This window comes from Pantoea piersonii, from assembly GCF_003612015.1.
Taxonomy (GTDB): domain Bacteria; phylum Pseudomonadota; class Gammaproteobacteria; order Enterobacterales; family Enterobacteriaceae; genus Pantoea; species Pantoea piersonii.
This window is the reverse complement of sequence record NZ_RARB01000001.1, coordinates 171,356-190,045: the sequence shown is the minus strand read 5'-3', so window position 1 is coordinate 190,045 and position 18,690 is coordinate 171,356. Positions and strand designations below refer to the sequence as shown.

At 59.2% G+C, this 18,690-nt stretch carries 20 protein-coding genes; 8 read left to right on the top strand and 12 right to left on the bottom strand.

The genetic code is table 11. The features are described from left to right. Positions 1-21 precede the first annotated feature (21 nt). A complete protein-coding gene (thiI, locus tag D7S44_RS00895; RefSeq protein ID WP_120451274.1) occupies positions 22-1,470 on the bottom strand; it encodes a tRNA uracil 4-sulfurtransferase ThiI in 1,449 nt (482 codons plus the stop codon). 231 nt (positions 1,471-1,701) lie between these two features. Between thiI and xseB the strand changes: the two genes are divergently transcribed. The 4 genes from xseB (at position 1,702) to D7S44_RS00875 (ending at position 5,765) form a co-directional block, all read left to right on the top strand. After that, positions 1,702-1,944: an exodeoxyribonuclease VII small subunit gene (gene xseB, locus D7S44_RS00890; RefSeq protein ID WP_120451273.1), complete on the top strand. Its 243-nt coding sequence runs from the start codon at positions 1,702-1,704 to the stop codon at positions 1,942-1,944. Beyond that, positions 1,944-2,843, top strand: a complete 900-nt coding sequence (gene ispA, locus D7S44_RS00885) for a (2E,6E)-farnesyl diphosphate synthase (protein WP_120451272.1) — start codon at positions 1,944-1,946, stop codon at positions 2,841-2,843. The genes xseB and ispA overlap by 1 nt, the downstream gene beginning before the upstream one ends. 19 nt (positions 2,844-2,862) lie before the next feature. Continuing rightward, a complete protein-coding gene (gene dxs, locus D7S44_RS00880) occupies positions 2,863-4,728 on the top strand; it encodes a 1-deoxy-D-xylulose-5-phosphate synthase (RefSeq protein WP_120451271.1) in 1,866 nt (621 codons plus the stop codon). A 62-nt stretch (positions 4,729-4,790) separates the two neighbouring features. After that, the gene (locus D7S44_RS00875; protein ID WP_120451270.1) at positions 4,791-5,765 is read left to right on the top strand and encodes an aldo/keto reductase; all 975 of its coding nucleotides are present in this window, start codon (positions 4,791-4,793) and stop codon (positions 5,763-5,765) included. Positions 5,766-5,922: 157 nt separating this feature from the next. Here the strand turns inward: D7S44_RS00875 and pgpA are convergent, their stop codons facing one another. The 6 genes from pgpA to nrdR form a co-directional block, all read right to left on the bottom strand. Next, positions 5,923-6,462, bottom strand: coding sequence for a phosphatidylglycerophosphatase A (gene pgpA / locus D7S44_RS00870; RefSeq protein ID WP_371315516.1), 540 nt, complete (start codon positions 6,460-6,462; stop codon positions 5,923-5,925). Next, complete coding sequence (thiL, locus tag D7S44_RS00865; protein WP_120451268.1) at positions 6,407-7,384, bottom strand: thiamine-phosphate kinase; 978 nt, start codon at positions 7,382-7,384, stop codon at positions 6,407-6,409. Before thiL ends, pgpA begins: the two co-directional genes overlap by 56 nt. A gap of 50 nt (positions 7,385-7,434) precedes the next feature. Beyond that, the gene (nusB, locus tag D7S44_RS00860; RefSeq protein ID WP_120451267.1) at positions 7,435-7,854 is read right to left on the bottom strand and encodes a transcription antitermination factor NusB; all 420 of its coding nucleotides are present in this window, start codon (positions 7,852-7,854) and stop codon (positions 7,435-7,437) included. A gap of 19 nt (positions 7,855-7,873) precedes the next feature. After that, entirely contained in the window at positions 7,874-8,344 is a 471-nt protein-coding gene (gene ribH, locus D7S44_RS00855; RefSeq protein WP_103795113.1) for a 6,7-dimethyl-8-ribityllumazine synthase, read from the bottom strand. An 89-nt stretch (positions 8,345-8,433) separates the two neighbouring features. Continuing rightward, a complete protein-coding gene (gene ribD, locus D7S44_RS00850; RefSeq protein WP_120451266.1) occupies positions 8,434-9,537 on the bottom strand; it encodes a bifunctional diaminohydroxyphosphoribosylaminopyrimidine deaminase/5-amino-6-(5-phosphoribosylamino)uracil reductase RibD in 1,104 nt (367 codons plus the stop codon). A 2-nt stretch (positions 9,538-9,539) separates the two neighbouring features. Then, complete coding sequence (nrdR, locus tag D7S44_RS00845; RefSeq protein ID WP_120451265.1) at positions 9,540-9,989, bottom strand: transcriptional regulator NrdR; 450 nt, start codon at positions 9,987-9,989, stop codon at positions 9,540-9,542. 176 nt (positions 9,990-10,165) lie between these two features. Here nrdR and lysM point away from each other — a divergent pair, with 176 nt between their 5' ends. Then, a complete protein-coding gene (gene lysM, locus D7S44_RS00840; protein ID WP_120451264.1) occupies positions 10,166-10,603 on the top strand; it encodes a peptidoglycan-binding protein LysM in 438 nt (145 codons plus the stop codon). Between the two features lie 17 nt (positions 10,604-10,620). After that, entirely contained in the window at positions 10,621-11,184 is a 564-nt protein-coding gene (locus D7S44_RS00835; protein ID WP_120451263.1) for a SadB/YajI family lipoprotein, read from the top strand. Positions 11,185-11,325: 141 nt separating this feature from the next. On the opposite strand, the gene secF is transcribed toward D7S44_RS00835, so the two are convergent. The 5 genes from secF to queA form a co-directional block, all read right to left on the bottom strand. Further along, entirely contained in the window at positions 11,326-12,294 is a 969-nt protein-coding gene (secF, locus tag D7S44_RS00830) for a protein translocase subunit SecF (protein WP_120451262.1), read from the bottom strand. 10 nt (positions 12,295-12,304) lie between these two features. After that, positions 12,305-14,152 carry a protein translocase subunit SecD gene (gene secD, locus D7S44_RS00825; protein WP_120451261.1) on the bottom strand — a complete coding sequence of 616 codons (1,848 nt, stop codon included), beginning with the start codon at positions 14,150-14,152 and terminating at the stop codon, positions 12,305-12,307. Between the two features lie 25 nt (positions 14,153-14,177). Next, complete coding sequence (gene yajC / locus D7S44_RS00820) at positions 14,178-14,510, bottom strand: preprotein translocase subunit YajC (protein WP_120451260.1); 333 nt, start codon at positions 14,508-14,510, stop codon at positions 14,178-14,180. Positions 14,511-14,535: 25 nt separating this feature from the next. After that, a complete protein-coding gene (gene tgt / locus D7S44_RS00815) occupies positions 14,536-15,660 on the bottom strand; it encodes a tRNA guanosine(34) transglycosylase Tgt (protein WP_120451259.1) in 1,125 nt (374 codons plus the stop codon). A 76-nt stretch (positions 15,661-15,736) separates the two neighbouring features. Beyond that, positions 15,737-16,807, bottom strand: a complete 1,071-nt coding sequence (gene queA / locus D7S44_RS00810) for a tRNA preQ1(34) S-adenosylmethionine ribosyltransferase-isomerase QueA (RefSeq protein ID WP_120451258.1) — start codon at positions 16,805-16,807, stop codon at positions 15,737-15,739. 105 nt (positions 16,808-16,912) lie between these two features. On the opposite strand from queA, the gene D7S44_RS00805 reads away from it, so the two are divergent. Together D7S44_RS00805 and D7S44_RS00800 are read left to right on the top strand one after the other, a co-directional pair. Then, complete coding sequence (locus D7S44_RS00805) at positions 16,913-17,494, top strand: ACP phosphodiesterase (RefSeq protein WP_120451257.1); 582 nt, start codon at positions 16,913-16,915, stop codon at positions 17,492-17,494. 129 nt (positions 17,495-17,623) lie between these two features. Beyond that, entirely contained in the window at positions 17,624-18,439 is an 816-nt protein-coding gene (locus D7S44_RS00800; RefSeq protein WP_120451256.1) for an inositol monophosphatase family protein, read from the top strand. Positions 18,440-18,690: the final 251 nt, after the last annotated feature.

Genomic DNA, 18,690 nt, shown 5'->3' with positions numbered 1-18,690 from the left:
GCCGCCGACGGACAGCGTCTTTTACGGACGATAAACCTTCACGTTTTTAAAGCCCTGCTCATGCAGATAGAGCGCCTGCAGCTTGCTCATCACGCCGCGATCGCAGTAGAGCAGCCAGGTTTTGCTCTGGTCGAGATCGGCGAACTGGCTGCTGAGCTTGTAAAACGGCAGCGATTTCACCTCGGTGCCCTGCAGCGCCAGCGGCTTATCTTCCTGCTCGTCAATGGCGCGAATATCCAGCACCCTATCGTCGCTGCCGAACGAGTCCACGGTTTCAACTTCCACCACTTCCTCTTCGGCCTGCTCGGCGATATCGCGAATATCGACGTTGCTCGCCTCTTCCACCACGCGCTGCAGAATGCTGAAGTCGAAATGCTGCTCTTCCGCCTCAATCTTCGCTTTCACCGCTTTTACCGTCGGGCTTTTAGAAATCACGCCGCAATATTCCGGCATGGTGCGGGCAAAATCTTCAGTGCCGATGTCGCGCGCCACCTTGATGATGTGCTCTTTATCGTGCGAGATCAGCGGACGCAGGATCAGGGTATCGGAGGCGTTATCGATCAGGCGCAGGTTGGTCAGCGTCTGGCTGGATACCTGGCCGAGCGCTTCGCCGGTCACCAGCGCCTGAACGCCATAGCGCTCTGCGACCATTGACGCGGCACGCACCATCATGCGCTTCAGCACCACGCCCATCTGGCCGTCATCCACTTTTTCCAGAATCTCGCCGACCACCGGCTCAAAGTTAATCGCTACAAAGCGCACGCGATGCGAGCGGCCGAAGCGGTTCCAGATATAGTGCGCGACCTGACGCACGCCGATTTCATGCGCTGCGCCGCCGAGATTAAAGAAGCAGTAGTGTACGCGACAGCCGCGGCGCAGCAGCATATAGCTGGAGACGCCAGAGTCGAATCCGCCAGAGATCAGCGACAGCACATCTTCCTGCGTGCCGATCGGGAAGCCGCCCAGCCCCTCATAGCGCCCGGTGATCAGCAGCAGGCGATCGTTCTCGATTTCGAGATGCACGGTAACGTCCGGCTTGTTGAGCTGCACCTTCGCGCTGGCGATATGCTGATTCAGGCCGCCACCGACGTAGCGCTCTACGTCCTGCGAGCTAAACTCATGTTTACCGCGGCGCTTAACGCGCACGCAGAAGCTTTTGTTTTGCAGGCTGTCGCCATAGAGCGCCAGCGTCTGCTCAAAAATATCGTGCACGTCGGTATAGGCACGGTCTTCGACCGACAGCACATGGTGAATGCCGGGAATGCGGGTGAGCTCATCCACAATCACGCCGCGCAGCCCTTCGTCTTTCGAACGGACTTCGATGTGATCCCAGTGACGCACCACGGCGATATCCTCACCGACGGTTTTCAGCACGTTGCGAATATTGCTGGTGAGGATTTTAATAAAGCGCAATCGCACCGACTGACTTTTGATGGTGATTTCGGGAAATAACTTGATGATAAACTTCATGGCGACACGAATTCGTTGGGCAAATAAGTGCGAGCACGCGGCACTTAGCTGGTAAAATCACAAAAATTGTGGGCTAAAGGGCGCATCCGCATCCGAGGCGCGAGAGTATATCACCTTTGTCAGATGACTGCTTCTGCAACCGCAGTCACATTGATTATTTTGCTAATCAAACGCTCTCCGCTACCATGACCGATTACGAGATAAAGTCTTACACGTGAGTCGACACTGAATATGCCGAAAAAAGCCGAACCGCCCGCTAGTTTTGAAACCTCCTTACAGCAGCTGGAGCAGATCGTCAGCCGGCTGGAGAGCGGCGAGCTGCCGCTTGAAGAGGCGCTGAATGAGTTTGAGCGCGGCGTACAGCTGGCGCGCAACGGTCAGCAAACGTTGCAACAGGCCGAGCAGCGCGTACGCATTCTGCTCAGCGACGATAAAGAGGCCGATCTCAGCGCCTTCACACCGGAAAAAGAGTAATGGATTTTATTCACCTGCTGAGCGTTTATCCGGAACGCGCAAACGCTGCGCTGTCGCGCTTGTTAGAGCCGCTTCCCTTTCAGAGTTCTCCTCTGGTTAATGCCATGCGTTATGGGGCATTATTGGGCGGTAAACGCCTGCGTCCTTTTCTGGTCTACGCCACCGGCGAAATGTTTAACGCGGACCCGGCGAGCCTCGATGCGCCTGCCGCCGCCGTGGAATGCATTCACGCCTACTCCCTGATCCATGACGACCTGCCAGCGATGGATGATGACGCGTTACGCCGCGGCCAGCCGACCTGCCATATTAAGTATGGCGAAGATACGGCGATACTCGCAGGCGATGCGCTGCAAACCCTGGCGTTCTCTATTCTGGCCGAAGAGCCGATGCCGGGCGTCAGCGACGCAAGCCGCATCGCAATGATTGCCGAACTGGCGCGCGCCAGCGGCGTAGCGGGCATGTGCGGCGGCCAGGCGCTCGATTTAGCGGCGGAAGGCCAGCGCGTCGGGCTGGAACAGCTGGAGCAGATCCATCGCCATAAAACCGGCGCGCTGATCCGCGCCGCCGTGCGCCTTGGCGCGCTCGCGGCAGGCGAACGCGGACGCGACGCGCTGCCCGCGCTGGATCGCTACGCTGACGCGATCGGCCTCGCGTTTCAGGTGCAGGACGATATTCTTGATGTGGTAGGCGACAGCGCGGTTACCGGCAAAAAACAGGGTGCCGATCAGGATCTGGATAAAAGCACCTACCCGTCGCTGCTGGGGCTTGATAACGCCCGAGCGAAAGCCAGGGAGCTTCACCAGCAAGCGCTGAGCGCGCTGGATATTCTTGCGGCGCAATCGTTAGACACCACAGCATTGCAGGCGCTGGCAAGCTTCATAATTGAACGCGACAAATAACTTCCATAATGAGTCTCTGATGAGTTTTGATATTGCAAAATACCCGACACTGGCGCAGGCAAGCACCGTTGAGGAGCTGCGTTCTCTCCCGAAAGAGACGCTTCCGGCGCTGTGCGATGAACTCCGTCAATACCTGCTGGACAGCGTGAGCCGCTCAAGCGGCCATTTCGCTTCGGGTCTGGGCGTCGTCGAGCTGACCGTCGCGCTGCATTACGTCTATAACACCCCGTTCGATCACCTGGTGTGGGACGTCGGGCATCAGGCCTACCCGCATAAAATTCTGACCGGCCGTCGCGATCGCATCGGCACCATTCGCCAGAAAAACGGCCTGCACCCTTTCCCGTGGCGCGGCGAGAGCGAATATGACGTGCTGAGCGTCGGGCACTCTTCGACTTCGATCAGCGCCGGGCTGGGCATGGCGGCGGCGGCGGAGCGCGAAGGCCTGGGTCGCCGCACCGCCTGTATCATCGGCGACGGGGCAATCACCGCCGGTATGGCGTTTGAGGCGATGAACCACGCGGGCGATATTAAGCCCGATATGCTGGTGATCCTTAACGACAACGAGATGTCGATCTCTGAGAATGTCGGCGCGCTGAACAACCGTCTGGCGCAGATCCTCTCCGGCAAAACCTACTCGCGCCTGCGCGAAGGCGGTAAACGCGTACTGGGCGGACTGCCGCCGATCAAAGAGCTGGTGAAGCGCACCGAAGAGCACCTGAAAGGCATGGTGGTGCCAGGCACGCTGTTTGAAGAGCTGGGCTTTAACTATATCGGCCCGGTCGACGGTCACGACGTCCTGACGCTGGTCACCACGCTGAAGAACATGCGCAGCCTGAAAGGGCCGCAGTTCCTGCATATTATGACCAAAAAGGGCAAAGGCTACGCGCCGGCAGAAGAAGATCCCATTGCCTGGCACGCAGTGCCGAAGTTCGATCCCGCCAGCGGCGCGCTGCCTAAAAGCGCCGGGGGTCTGCCCAGCTATTCTAAAATTTTCGGTAACTGGCTGTGCGAAATGGCGCAGGACGATCCGAAGCTAATGGCGGTCACGCCCGCGATGCGCGAAGGCTCCGGCATGGTGGAGTTTTCACGACGCTATCCGTCCCAGTACTTCGACGTGGCGATTGCCGAACAGCACGCGGTTACGTTCGCTGCCGGTATGGCGATCGGCGGCTATAAGCCGATTGTGGCGATCTACTCGACTTTCCTGCAGCGCGCCTACGATCAGGTGATCCACGACGTGGCGATCCAGAAGCTGCCGGTGCTGTTCGCCATCGATCGCGGCGGCATCGTCGGCGCCGACGGCCAGACGCACCAGGGCGCATTCGACCTCGCGTTTCTGCGCTGCGTGCCGGAGATGGTGATTATGACGCCGAGCGACGAGAACGAATGCCGTCAGATGCTCTATACCGGCTATCACTATCAGGACGGGCCGAGCGCGGTGCGCTATCCGCGCGGCAACGCGGTCGGCGTCGAGCTGACGCCGCTGCAGAGCCTGCCGCTCGGCAAAGGCGTGGTGAAGCGCAAGGGCGAAAAGGTGGCGATCCTCAACTTCGGCACCCTGCTGCCTGCGGCGGCGGAAGCGGCGGACGCGCTCAACGCCACGCTGGTAGATATGCGCTTCGTTAAGCCGCTGGATGAGGCGCTGATCGCCGAGCTGGCGCAGAGCCATGAGTCGCTGGTCACGCTGGAAGAAGGCGCGATCAAAGGCGGCGCGGGCAGCGGCGTCAATGAGACCGTGATGGCGAAGCGCCTGCGCGTGTCGGTGCTCAACCTGGGTCTGCCGGACGAATTTATCCCGCAGGGCACGCAGGATGAAGTACGTCGCGATTACCAGCTGGACGCGCAAGGCATTCAGCAGCAAATTCGCGACTGGCTCGCTCAGTAAAATCCCCTGCCCTCCTCTCCTGCTATGCTTAGCTGATTGTTTAATGCATAGCAGGAGTCTTCATGAAAACCACGCAGTTAGGCAACACCGACCTTCAGGTTTCCCGCCTCTGTCTCGGCTGTATGACGTTTGGCGAACCGGATCGCGGTCGTCACGCCTGGACGCTGCCGGAAGAGAGCAGCCGTCCGCTGATCCGCCAGGCGCTGGAAGCGGGCATCAACTTTTTCGATACCGCGAACAGCTATTCCGATGGCAGCAGTGAAGAGATTGTCGGCCGCGCGCTGAAAGCGTTCGCGCGGCGCGAGGATATTGTGGTCGCCACCAAGGTTTACTTCCCGCTCAGCAATCTGTCGCAGGGTCTGTCGCGCAAAAATATTATGCAGTCGATCGACGACAGTTTGCAGCGCCTGGATATGGAGTATGTCGACCTGCTGCAAATTCACCGCTGGGATTATGAAACGCCGCTGGAAGAGACGCTGGAAGCGCTGAGCGACGTGGTGAAAGCGGGCAAAGCGCGTTATATCGGCGCCTCTTCTATGTACGCCTGGCAGTTCGCTAAAGCGGTGTACACGCAGCGCCAGCATGGCTGGGCGCAGTTCGTCAGCATGCAGGATCAGTACAACCTGATTCAGCGCGAAGAGGAGCGCGAGATGCATCCGCTCTGTCTGGCGGAGAATATCGCCGTGTTGCCCTGGAGCCCGCTGGCGCGCGGCAGGCTGACGCGTCCCTGGGGAGAGACCACAACGCGTTCGGTATCGGATGAGTTCGGCAAAACCCTCTACAGCGCCACGGAAGAGAACGATGCGGCTATCGCACAGCGCGTAGAGGCGATTGCCGCGCAGAAAGGCGTCAGCCGCGCGCAGGTCGCGCTCGCCTGGCTGCTGCATAAGCCCGCCGTCACCGCGCCGATTATCGGGGCATCGCGCACCGAGCAGTTAGCGGATCTTGTGAAAGCAGTTGAGGTCACGCTGAGCGCGGAGGAGATTGCCGAGCTGGAGACGGTCTATCAGCCTCATCCGGTGGTGGGATTCGAATAAGGTTCTTTTTCAGGCCGCACGACCCTGGCGGAAGCGGGTGGCGTGGGCAGAAGAGCAAAGCGTCCCGCGCCAGGGATGGCGCGGGCCGAGCGAGCATGGATGTCTTGAGCGACTTTGCGATCGGCCCACGCCACCCGCATGGGCACGTTATACCAGCCTAGAATCCCAGCCAGCGCCCCGCCGCATAGAGCAGCGCCGCTGAGATCACGCCGGCGATAATATCATCCACCATAATCCCCATGCCGCCGTGAACGTTGCGGTCGAACCAGCGGATCGGCCAGGGCTTCCACATATCGAAAATGCGGAATATGACAAAACCGGCCAGCACCCACTGCCAGGTATGCGCCGGGATCGCCATCAGCGTAATCCACATGCCGATAAACTCATCCCAGACAATGCTGCCGTGATCGTGCACGCCCATATCTTTAGCGGTGCGGTGACAGAGATATACGCCAAGACTGATCCCCAGCAGCACGATCAGCGAGTAGAGATCCTGCGGCAGCCGCGCCATCAGCCACCAGAAAGGGATCGCCGCCAGCGATCCCATCGTACCTGGCACAAAAGGGCTTAATCCGCTGCCGAAACCGGTGGCGAGCAGATGCCAGGGATTGCCCATGCGCAGACGGCTTTTCGCCACATCCTTATTTAGCGTCAAAATGATCAAATCCCTTATGACTGAAGGTAACCGGTTTGCCATGCTCCAGCAGCGTCAGCCCTTCTGATTCCGGCATCAGCTGCCCGATACAGGTAAAGGGCACGCCAAGGTGGCCCAGCGCGACGTCAAGCGCGCCGCGGTTCATCTCCGGTACGGTAAAGCAGAGCTCATAATCCTCGCCGCCGCTCAGCGCCCAGCGCTGCACCTGCTCAGGCTCGAAGTGGTCGCGCAGCGCGGGTGACAGCGGCAGCGCGTCGAGATTAAGCCGCGCGCCGCAGCCACTCGCCTTGAGAATATGGCCGAGGTCGGAAATCAGACCGTCGGAAATATCGATTGCCGCCGAGGCGAGCGAACGCAGCGCCTGTCCCTGCAGGATGCGCGGCATTGGCCGCAGATGGCGCTTAATCAGCACTTCATGCACCGCCGGATCGTTGATACGTCGATGATGCTGCAGCAGCGCCAGACCCGCCGCGCTGTCGCCCAGCGTGCCGGTCACGTAGATCCAGTCGCCCGGCTTCGCGCCGGAACGTTTCAGCGCGCGTCCTTGCGGCACCAGACCGTGAATGCCGAGCGTCAGGCTCAACGGACCGCGCGTGGTATCGCCACCTACCAGCTGCATATCGTAATACTCCAGCAGCTCGAACAGGCTTTCGCTGAAGGCTTTCAGCCAGGCCTCGTCGACCTCCGGCAGCGTCAGCGCCAGCGTCAGCCACGCTGGATCGGCGCCCATCGCCGCCAGATCGCTGAGATTAACCGCCAGCGCTTTATAGCCGAGATCGGCAGGATGGATATCGCGTAAAAAGTGGACGCCCGCCACCAGCGTATCGGTGCTGATCGCCAGCGTCTGTTTCTCTGGCACGCTCATCAGCGCGCAGTCGTCGCCGATGCCGGTTTCGACATCCCGGCGGCTGCGGGTTCTGCGATTGAAATAGCGTGCGATGAGTTCGAATTCGCCACAGGACATGATTGCGTTCCGCTTACTGATGAAAAAAGGCCAGCAAGCTGGCCTTTTCTTTATTTGCGATTGGGTCTGATTTGTGGAGCGGCTTTATCCAGCACGCCGTTGACGAACTTATGGCTGTCTTCAGCGCCAAACACTTTCGCCAGCTCGATCCCTTCGTTGATGGCCACTTTATAGGGCACATCATCGCGCTTGCTCAGTTCATACAGCGAAATACGCAGGATTGCTTTTTCTACCTGGCCCAGCTCTTCCAGCTGGCGCGACAGGTAAGGTTTCATCAGCCCATCCAGATACGCGCTGTTGGTCGCCACACCGGACAGCAGTTCGCGGAAATAGGTAATGTCGACGTCTTTGACGTCTTGTTCCGCCAGAAACTGGTATTCCACATCGGCAATGTCGTTTTTAGACAACTGCCAGGAGTAGAGCGCCTGGACAGCGCACTCGCGGGCGCGGCGACGAGCAGCAGGTTTCACAAAATTCCCCTTACAAAAATCAGGCTTTGATGGCTTTCAATACGTTAATCATTTCGAGTGCGGTCAGGGCCGCTTCGGCGCCTTTGTTACCCGCTTTGGTACCGGCACGCTCAATAGCCTGCTCGATATTTTCCGTGGTCAGCACGCCGAACGTTACCGGGATTTCGCTGGTCATCGCGACATTAGCGATGCCGGAGCTGGCTTCGCCGGCGACATATTCAAAGTGAGCGGTGCCGCCGCGAATAACGGTGCCCAGCGCCACAATGGCGTCGTGCTTGCCGCTGTTCGCCAGCGCGCGGGCTGCCAGCGGCAGTTCGTACGCGCCTGGAACCCAGACGACGGTGATGTTTTCATCTTTCACCTGACCGATACGCTTCAGGGCATCGATCGCGCCGTCCAGCAGGCTGTCGTTGATGAAGTTGTTAAAACGCGCGATGACGATGGCAACATTGGCCTCAGGCGTGGCAACAGCAGCTTCGATAACTTTCATACTTATCCTTTCAGGGTTTTGTTATGGCCCCGCAGGGGGGCGGATTCTATCACACTCTTTGGCGGCGTGCTCTCGCTTTTCCGCCACTGTCAGCGCGGCGTCAGCGTCAGGCGCAGATCGGGGCCGACCTGGCGCACGTCGCAGAATGAAAAGGCTGGCGCATCAGCCAGACGCTGCAGGCCAGGCAGCTGACACAGGCCGCGCGCGGCGTCGCCGAGCAGCGTTGGTGCCAGATAGACAATCAGCTCATCCACCACGCCCGCCTGCAGCAGCGCGCCAGCCAGCGACGCGCCCGCTTCGACCCACAGGCTGTTCACCTGTCGTTTGCCGAGCAGCATCATCAGCGCCACCAGATCGAGCTGCTCTTCGCGCCGCGGCACAGCTATCTGCGTCACGCTCTCCGGCCAGGGCTGCTCGTCAGGCGCGGCGCGCATCAGCCAGGTTTCACCCGGCTGCGTAATCAGTTTATGCTGCGGCGTAACCCGGTTGCGGCTGTCCACCACTACGCGCAGCGGCTGGCGCAGCGCAGCTTCGTCCAGCAGCGAACGCGACGCTTCATCCAGCTCTGGCCAGCGCACCGTCAGCGAAGGATTATCCGCCAGTACGGTGCTGCTGCTGCTGAGAATAGCGGAACTTTGCGCGCGCAGACGCTGCACGTCTCGACGGGCGGCGGCCGAGGTAATCCACTGGCTTTCGCCGCTCGCCATGGCGGTACGGCCATCGAGCGAGGCGCCGAGCTTGAGCTGAACAAAAGGAAAGCCGGTGCGCATACGCTTCAGGAAACCGCGATTCAGCGCCTCCGCTTCCGCCATCATCAGGCCGTGGCTCACCGCGATGCCCGCCTGCTGCAGGCGGTAGAGACCGCGCCCGGCGACCTGCGGATTGGGATCCTGCATCGCCGCGACCACGCGACTGACGCCGGCGGCGATCAAGGCGTCGCAGCACGGCGGCGTGCGGCCGTGATGGCTGCAAGGCTCCAGCGTAACGTAAGCGGTCGCGCCGCGCGCCCTGTCACCTGCCATGCGCAGCGCATGCACTTCGGCATGCGGCTCACCAGCACGTTGATGCCACCCTTCGCCGACTATCGCGCCGTCGCGCACGATAACGCAGCCCACGTTGGGATTGGGCGTCGTTGTGAAACGTCCGCGCCGCGCCAGTTCCAGCGCGCGCGCCATATAGCGTTCATCAGTCATGGTTAATCCTGTAACTTAGCGATCTCCGCGCCGAAATCGCGAATATCTTCAAAGCTGCGGTAGACCGAGGCGAAACGGATATAGGCGACCTTATCCAGCTTTTTCAGCTCGTCCATCACCAGATTGCCGATCAGCTTGCTGGGAATTTCCCGCTCGCCGGTGGCGCGCAGCTGAGTTTTGATATGGTTTACCGCGCTTTCGACCGCATCGGCGCTCACCGGACGCTTCTCCAGCGCCTTCATCATGCCGCTGCTGAGCTTGTCTTCGTTAAAGGGTTCGCGCACGTCATTGCTTTTCACTACCCGCGGCATCACCAGCTCCGCCACTTCGAAGGTAGTGAAACGCTCATGGCACACCAGACACTGACGGCGACGCCGCACGGACGATCCTTCGCTAACCAGACGGGAATCAATGACTTTCGTGTCCACAGCTGAGCAAAATGGGCAGTGCATGACGGTTCCTGACGCTAAATAAATGGGCCACACAGTGTAGCGCGAATGGCAAGTCAACAAAATGTATAAGCGTGCCTTTCCACTTTTGCCTTTCGGCAGGAGACGTAGCGAGAAAAAGTCTATGCTTAATGATGTCGTCAGAAAGGCGGCTTACACCACGACAATCTGGAGGATATATGGGTTTGTTTAACTTTGTGAAAGAGGCAGGCGAAAAACTGTGGGACGCAGTATCCAGCCATGATGACGCCAGCAAAAAGCTGAAGGAGCACATCGACCAACTGGGCTTACCGGACAGCGACAAAGTGAACGTGGCGGTAAACGGCGACACCGTAACGGTGAGCGGCGACGGCATTTCTCAAGAGCTGAAAGAGAAAATTTTGGTGGCGGCCGGTAACGTCGCGGGCATCACCAAAGTCGACGACCAGGTTAAAACAACCGATAACGCGCCGGAAGCGGAGCTCTACACCGTGAAAAAAGGCGACACGCTGAGCGCCATCTCTAAGACCGTTTATGGCAACGCCAACGAATACAACAAAATTTTCGAAGCCAACAAACCGATGCTGACGCATCCTGATAAAATCTATCCAGGCCAGGTATTACGTATTCCTAAATAACGGAAAAGGAACGCTTTATGATCAGGACGGTTTGGGCGCCGCTGGCGTGTACGGTAGCGCTGTTAAGCGGCTGTAGCTCGACACCTACCAGCCCAAAAGTGAATCAGCTGCATCAGGAAGTGAGCCAGCTGAATCAGCAGATGCGCCACCTGACGAATCAGGCGAGCGCTATCGAAATCCAGGGGCAGCTTAACAGCAACTCGACGCAGGGCGCCTGGCTGGTGCCACAGGCTAACACGCCGGTGGAGCTGCAAACGCAGCTCGGCAAGCTGCGCCTCTCGCTGACGCGCCTTGCCGCGGAAGCCAACGGCGCGCGCGCCCACCTCACCATTAGCGCGGCAGAGAGTCAGGCCGTTCCGGCGCTGCACGCGCGCGTGGTGTGGGGCGAGCGAGACCCGGCGACGGGCAAACCGCTGGAGGCGAGCAGCCTGAGCCAGACTATTGAGGTGCCGTCCACGCTACTGCCGCGCGCCTCGGTAACGGTGCCGCTGCGTCTGAGCGGCTTCGCGCCGGGGCAGATCGGCTTTGTACGCGTGCATGACGTCGTCGGCGACGCCCCTGCCGTTCCTGCCGCGCCGTAAGGAGCGGCACGGAGGACGGAGAGGGAAAACGGCGCACGCATCACAGCGCTGAGCGAGCGGGCGATCCCCTTCCCCTCCTTATCCGCTCCCAAACAAAACGGGCTGCCAGATGGCAGCCCGTTTTTTTATCACGCTCGCGCGTTACGGCATGATTGAAGGCTGATCCGCGCCCTCTTTCTCTACCTTCTGCACCAGCATATGTTCGCGCTTCATGCCCAGCTTCAGCGCCAGCGCGGAAGAGACATAAATCGACGAAATGGTGCCGATGGTGACACCGATCAGCATCGTCAGCGAGAAGCCTTTCAGCAGCGCGCCGCCAAAGATGAACAGGATCAGGATCATCGCCAGGGTGGTCAGCGAGGTGATCAGGGTACGGCTCAGCGTCTGGGTCAGCGACACGTTGGTGATATCGTAAGAAGAGCCGCGACGGATCTTGCGGAAGTTCTCACGAATACGGTCAGACACCACGATTTTATCGTTGAGCGAGTAGCCGATCACCGACATCAGCGAGGCGACAATAGTCAGATCGATCTCGATATGCGCCAGCGACAGAATGCCGCAGGTGATGATCACGTCATGCGCCAGCGCCAGTACGGTGCCGAGCGCCAGACGCCACTCAAAACGGAAGCCGATATAGATCAGAATCGCAATCAGCGCCGACAGCAGCGCCATCGCGCCCGCCTGCGCCAGGTCGCTGCCCACGCTCGGGCCGACGAACTCAATGCGCTTCACCGTCGCGTTCTGCTGGGTGGTCTGATTGATGATGGTAATGATCTTGTTGCCCAACTCCTGCCCAGCCGGACCGTCCATGGGTGCCATGCGCACCATCACGTCACGGCTGCTGCCGAAGTTCTGCACGATAGGATCGGCATAACCCGCTTTTTCCAGCCCGTCACGCAGCGTATCCAGCTCTGCGGGTTTCTCCAGCGCGATCTCGATCACCGTACCACCGGTAAAATCGAGACCCCAGTTGAAACCGCGCACCGAGACCATGGCGACAGACGCCACGATCAGCAGGCCGGAGATAATAAACGCCAGCGTGTCCCAGCGCATAAAGTCGACGACTTTACGCCCGTGGTTCAGCTGTTCAATATTGTATTCCTGTGCCACAACGCACTCCTCAGATAGACAGCTTGTTGATGCGTTTGCCGCCGTACACCAGGTTCACGATGGCGCGCGTTCCAACGATCGCGGTAAACATCGAGGTGGCGATACCAATAGCGGTGGTAATCGCAAAGCCTTTAATTGAACCTGTACCAACGGCATACAGGATGATGACCTTGATCAGCGTCGTTACGTTAGCGTCGACGATACTGGAGAAGGCGCCTTTATAGCCTTCATGAATCGCCTGCTGTACGGAACGTCCGTTTCTCAGCTCTTCCTTAATACGCTCGTTAATCAGTACGTTCGCATCCACCGCAACCGCCAGCGTCAGCACGATACCGGCGATACCCGGCATGGTAAGCGTGGCACCCGGCAGCAGCGACATGATGCCGACAATCAGCACCAGGTTGCACAGCAGCGCGCTGGTGGCGATCAGGCCGAACTTCTTATAGAACACCACCATAAACAGAATGGAGGCGATCAGGCCCCACAGGCAGGCTTCAAGCCCCTGCGTGATATTCTGCGCACCCATGGTCGGGCCGATGGTGCGCTCTTCCACAATCTGAATCGGCGCAATCAGCGCGCCCGCACGCAGCAGCAGCGAGAGCTGGCGCGCTTCGTTCGGGTTGTTGATGCCGGTGATGCGGAAGCTGTTGCCAAGGCGAGACTGGATATTGGCGACGTTAATCACCTCTTCCTGCTTCACCAGCACCGCGCGGCCGTTGGCGTCTTTCTTACCGCTGTCTTTGTACTCCACGAACAGGGTCGCCATCGGCTTGCCGATATTGTCCTTGGTGAAGGTAGACATGATATTGCCGCCCGCGCCGTCCAGCGAGATATTCACCTGCGGCTGGTTGTACTCATCCATGCTGGACGTTGAGTCGGTGATGTGGTCACCGGTCAGGATCACGCGCTTGTAGAGCACAACCGGCTGGCCTTCACGCGTCTGTTTCACTTCCGAGTCGCCCGGCACGCGGCCGTTGGCGGCGGCAGTCGGATCGGCGGTGGTATTGACCAGACGGAATTCCAGAGTAGCGGTGGCGCCGAGGATCTCTTTGGCGCGCGCGGTATCCTGGATGCCCGGCAGTTCAACCACGATGCGGTCAGTTCCCTGACGCTGCACCAGCGGTTCGGCGACGCCGAGCTGGTTAACGCGGTTACGCAGGATAGTGATGTTCTGCTGAACGGCGTACTCGCGCGCTTCGCTGAGGCGCGCATCGCTCATCACCGCGCGCAGCGCATCGCTGCCGCTGGAAGAGATCACCAGGTCGCGATGGCGAGCAGTCAGCCAGTTAATCGCCTCATCGCGGCTGTTGCCGTCGCGGAAACGGATTTCCACGCCGTAGTTGGCGATTTTATTGACGTTGGTATAAGGGATATTTTTTTCGCGCAGGTCGCTGCGCAGGCTGTCGGCATTCTGCTCCTGCAGCTTGCCCAGCGCGGTGTCCATATCCACTTCCATCAGGAAGTGCACGCCGCCGCGCAGATCCAGACCGAGCTTCATCGGTTCAGCCGCCAGCAGGCTCAGCCAGCGCGGCGTAGCTGGCGCAAGGTTGAGCGCGACGACGTAGTTTTCGCCAAGCTTATTCACAATCGCTTCACGGGCGCGCAGCTGCACATCCGTATTGGCGAAGCGCGCCAGGATGGCGCCGTTTTCCAGCGCGAGGGATTTGCTCTGGATATTCTCTTGTTTTAACAGGTTCTGAATCTGATCCAGCGTTTGCTCACTGGCGGCGGCGCCGCGCGCGCCAGTGATCTGAACAGCCGGATCCTCACCATACAGGTTGGGAAGCGCATAGAGCAGGCCGACAAGAATGACGACGACCAGCATCACGTACTTCCACAAAGGATAACGATTTAACACGGCAGTTCCCTTAGGGAAGTAAATATTAGAGCGCCTTCATCGTACCTTTCGGCAGGACGGCAGCCACGAAATCACGTTTGATAACCACTTCGTTGGTCTCGTTCAGGGCGATAGAAACATAGCCCGTGTCGGAAACTTTGGTCACGCGGCCTACCAGGCCACCGCTGGTCAGCACTTCGTCACCTTTGGAGATAGATTCCATCAGCTTTTTGTGCTCTTTCGCACGCTTCTGCTGCGGACGCAGGATCATGAAGTAAAAAATCAGGCCAAACACCACTAGCATGATCACCAGAGAATACGGACTTCCCTGCGACGGTGCACCTGCGGCTGCCACGGCGTCAGAAATGAAAAAGCTCATTTAATTTCCCTCATTAATAAAATTATCAGACGTTTAACGGCGGAACCGCTTTGCCCGTCCGTTGGTAGAACTCGCTAACAAAGCGCTCCAATTTACCCTCTTCAATAGCCTGGCGTAAACCCGCCATCAGGCGCTGGTAATAGCGCAGGTTATGAATGGTATTCAGGCGCGCGCCGAGTATTTCGTTACAGCGATCAAGATGATGCAAGTAGGCACGGCTGTAATTGCGACAGGTGTAGCAATCACACTCCGCATCCAGCGGCGAGGTGTCGTCTTTATGCTTCGCGTTACGGATTTTCACCACGCCGTCGGTGACAAACAGATGGCCGTTGCGCGCGTTGCGCGTCGGCATCACGCAGTCGAACATATCTATGCCGCGACGTACGCCTTCCACCAGATCTTCCGGTTTGCCGACGCCCATCAGGTAACGAGGTTTATCCTGCGGGATCTGCGGACAAACGTGCTCCAGGATGCGATGCATGTCCTCTTTCGGCTCACCCACCGCCAGGCCGCCCACAGCGTACCCATCAAAGCCAATCTCTACCAGACCTTTGACCGAGACATCACGTAAATCTTCGTAAACAGAACCCTGAATAATGCCGAACAGCGCGTTCTTGTTGCCCAAGCTGTCGAAGCGGTCGCGGCTGCGTTTTGCCCAGCGCAGCGACATCTCCATAGAGCGTTTCGCGTAGTCCCAGTCCGCCGGGTATGGCGTACACTCATCGAAGATCATCACGATGTCCGATCCCAGATCGAACTGAATCTCCATCGACTTTTCAGGATCGAGGAAGATCGGATCGCCGTTGATCGGGTTGCGGAAGTGCACACCCGCTTCGGTGATCTTACGAATATCGCCAAGGCTGAAGACCTGGAAGCCGCCGGAGTCGGTCAGGATCGGGCCTTTCCACTGCATAAAGTCGTGCAGGTCGCCGTGCAGCTTCATGATCTCCTGGCCGGGACGCAGCCAGAGATGAAAGGTATTGCCGAGAATAATCTGCGCGCCGGTCTCCTGTACCTCTTCCGGCGTCATGCCTTTAACTGTGCCGTAGGTGCCCACCGGCATAAACGCCGGGGTTTCCACCACGCCGCGATCGAAAATCAGACGGCCACGGCGCGCGCGCCCGTCGGTAGTGTCGAGTTCAAACTTCACAAAGCCTCCATCAGAGAAACAGTCTGATGCGATGGTTAAACAAGCAGTTTACGGCGCAGCCGTAAACCGGACGTCATCAGGCGCCGACTTTCTCGTGCGGCGCCTGCGGATTTTTAGTAATGAACATTGCGTCGCCATAGCTGAAGAAGCGATAGGCTTCGGCGACGGCAGCCTGATAGGCCGTCATAGTATGCTGATACCCGGCAAACGCCGACACCAGCATAATCAGGGTGGATTCCGGCAGGTGGAAATTGGTGATCAGCGCGTCGATCACCTGATATTCGTAGCCCGGATAGATAAAGATCTGCGTGTCGTCGAAGAAGGGCGCAATCAGCGCCTCTTTGCTCGCCTGCGCGGCGCTCTCCAGCGAGCGCACCGACGTCGTGCCGACGGCGACCACTTTATTGCCTCGCGCTTTGCACGCCAGCACCGCATCAACCACCTCCTGCGGCACCTCAGCATATTCGGAATGCATCACATGCTCTTCAATGCTGTCGACGCGTACCGGCTGGAAGGTGCCCGCGCCAACGTGCAGCGTGACGAACGCCATCTCTACGCCCTTCTCGCGCAGCGCGGCCAGCAAAGGCTCGTCGAAATGCAGACCGGCGGTCGGTGCCGCCACCGCGCCGGGCCGGGCGCTGTAGACGGTCTGGTAAAGCTCGCGGTCCGCCTCTTCATCAGGACGATCGATATAGGGCGGCAGCGGCATATGGCCGACGCTGTTGAGGATATCCAGCACCGCGCGGTCGTCTTCGAACGCGATCTCAAACAGCGTATCGTGGCGCGCCACCATAGTTGCTTTAACGCTTTCGTCATCGCCAAGCAGCAGCTGCGCGCCGGGCTTAGGCGCTTTGGAGGCGCGCACGTGCGCCAGCACGCGCTTCTCGTCCAGCATGCGCTCCACCAGCATTTCGATTTTGCCGCCGCTCGCCTTACGGCCATAGACGCGCGCCGGGATCACCCGCGTATTGTTGAATACCAGCAGATCGCCGGGATTTAGCTTCTCCAGCACGTCGGTAAACACCCCGTGCGTCAGCTGCCCGCTCGGACCGTCCAGCGACAGCAAGCGACAACCGCTACGCTGCGCCTGCGGATAGTGGGCGATTAAGGATTCAGGCAACTCAAAAGCAAAATCGGCAACACGCATGGCTAACTTCTTACTCAGGCATAAAAACAGGCGGCACAGTTTAGCGGAAAAGCGGCCAATTCTGAACAACTGGCTGCGCGTTCGCACTTCTGGCTATAATGCGGCATGAACTTTCTTGCTCATCTTCACCTCGCCCACCTCGCCGAAAGCTCGCTGCTCGGCAACCTGCTGGCGGATTTCGTGCGCGGAAATCCGCACGAACGGTGGCCGATGCCGGTCGCTGACGGCATTCTGATGCACCGCCGACTGGATGCGATGACTGACGCGCTGCCTGAAGTGCAGGAAGCGCGCCCGCTGTTTCGTCCGCAGACGCGTCGCGTCGCGCCCATTACGCTTGACGTGGTCTGGGATCACTTTCTCGCCCGCCACTGGGACCAGATCTGCCCCGAAATGACGCTGGCCGCCTTCTCGCGCTTTGCCGAACAGCGCGTCGTGCCGCAGCTGGCGGGCACGCCGGAGAGCTTCCAGGCGCTGAACGCGGTGATGTGGCGCGAACGCTGGTTTGAGCACTATGCCGAGCCGACGCGCATGGCGCGCGTGCTCAACGGCATGGCCCAGCGGCGGCCGCGCCTCGCTGCGCTGCGCGACTCTTATCAGGACTTCACCGATCACTACGCCCTGCTGGAAACGCTGTTTTTCCGCTTCTATCCGCGCCTGATGACGCTGGCGCGCAGCAAAACGCTCTGATCTTTTCCCGACTTGCCAGCACTTCGCATTTCCGGCTTAATGAAACCCTGCTTAACAATAGCGCGCTCCCCGCGCGTTATTTCCGGCCCGTGATCGATTCAGCCTGTGATAAATGATAAGAGGGAAAGGATGTCATCCGCTTCACAAACCGAAACAGACGCACGTTACCACTATGCCTGTGAAATCGCCCGCGCGGCGGCCAGCCGCGCCTATGCATGGTACCAGCAGCGCCAGCAGCTGGTGGTGGAACACAAGCGGGATTTACAGGATGTTGTCAGCGAGGCGGATCGCAACGTTGAAGAGCTGATTAAAACCCTTATCGCCGAACGTTTCCCGGACGATGCGGTGCTGGGCGAAGAGAGCGGTGGCGACGTCGAAGGTGCCCGCTGGGTATGGGTCGTGGACCCTATTGACGGCACCGCCTGCTTCCTCAACGGCCTGCATAACTGGTGCGTCTCGCTTGCCGTACTGTGCGACGGCGAAGCGCTAATCGGTGTCGTCTGCGATCCAAACCATCAGGAGCTGTTTCACGCCCGTGCGGGCCGCGGCGCCTGGGTCAACGAGACGCGCCTGCAGGCGCACGGCGCGCAGCACCTCAGCGAGGGCGTGCTGGGGTTAAGCAACTCCAGCCGCGCGCCGGCGGCTCAAACCGCCGGTTTCATTCAGGGCCTGCTTGAACAGGGCGGCATGTTCGTACGTATCGGCTCTGGCGCGCTCACCACCGCCTGGGCGGCCGCGGGCCGTTTGATCGGCTACTACGAAGCGCATATGAATCCCTGGGACAGCCTGCCGGGTATCGTGCTGATGCGCGAAGCGGGCGGCGTTACCAATGACTATCTGGCCAACAACGGCCTGAAAAACGGCAATCCGGTGCTGCTTGCTAACCCGGCCATCTATGCGCAAGTTAATGCGCTGCTCGGCGCTGCTGCCGTTGAGCAAGGGTAGTCGCAAACGGAGAGCGCCTTCGTCTGAGACGCGGCTGGCAGGTCGCGTCGTTACCCTGCCCGCGTTAATTCCGCCGTTATCTCACTGTAACGCTTCTTATCTGTCGCCCTTTTATCCATAACCTTCCCTACACCATTTTTTTAGCGCCGCTACGGACTTTTCTATATTCACCCTCTGCATGATTTCATCGCCTTTTTTTGACTTAATATAGTGGCGTCAATCATCCCTTTATCATTATTTATTTTGTCATT

Coding starts and splice junctions, on each gene's coding strand:
- thiI (WP_120451274.1), bottom strand. CDS start 1,470: ATGAAGTTTATCATCAAGTTATTTCCCGAAATCACCATCAAAAGTCAG.
- xseB (WP_120451273.1), top strand. CDS start 1,702: ATGCCGAAAAAAGCCGAACCGCCCGCTAGTTTTGAAACCTCCTTACAG.
- pgpA (WP_371315516.1), bottom strand. CDS start 6,462: ATGGCAAACCGGTTACCTTCAGTCATAAGGGATTTGATCATTTTGACG.
- lysM (WP_120451264.1), top strand. CDS start 10,166: ATGGGTTTGTTTAACTTTGTGAAAGAGGCAGGCGAAAAACTGTGGGAC.
- thiL (WP_120451268.1), bottom strand. CDS start 7,384: ATGTCCTGTGGCGAATTCGAACTCATCGCACGCTATTTCAATCGCAGA.
- D7S44_RS00875 (WP_120451270.1), top strand. CDS start 4,791: ATGAAAACCACGCAGTTAGGCAACACCGACCTTCAGGTTTCCCGCCTC.
- queA (WP_120451258.1), bottom strand. CDS start 16,807: ATGCGTGTTGCCGATTTTGCTTTTGAGTTGCCTGAATCCTTAATCGCC.
- yajC (WP_120451260.1), bottom strand. CDS start 14,510: ATGAGCTTTTTCATTTCTGACGCCGTGGCAGCCGCAGGTGCACCGTCG.
- dxs (WP_120451271.1), top strand. CDS start 2,863: ATGAGTTTTGATATTGCAAAATACCCGACACTGGCGCAGGCAAGCACC.
- ispA (WP_120451272.1), top strand. CDS start 1,944: ATGGATTTTATTCACCTGCTGAGCGTTTATCCGGAACGCGCAAACGCT.
- ribD (WP_120451266.1), bottom strand. CDS start 9,537: ATGACTGATGAACGCTATATGGCGCGCGCGCTGGAACTGGCGCGGCGC.
- nrdR (WP_120451265.1), bottom strand. CDS start 9,989: ATGCACTGCCCATTTTGCTCAGCTGTGGACACGAAAGTCATTGATTCC.
- D7S44_RS00835 (WP_120451263.1), top strand. CDS start 10,621: ATGATCAGGACGGTTTGGGCGCCGCTGGCGTGTACGGTAGCGCTGTTA.
- ribH (WP_103795113.1), bottom strand. CDS start 8,344: ATGAAAGTTATCGAAGCTGCTGTTGCCACGCCTGAGGCCAATGTTGCC.
- D7S44_RS00805 (WP_120451257.1), top strand. CDS start 16,913: ATGAACTTTCTTGCTCATCTTCACCTCGCCCACCTCGCCGAAAGCTCG.
- D7S44_RS00800 (WP_120451256.1), top strand. CDS start 17,624: ATGTCATCCGCTTCACAAACCGAAACAGACGCACGTTACCACTATGCC.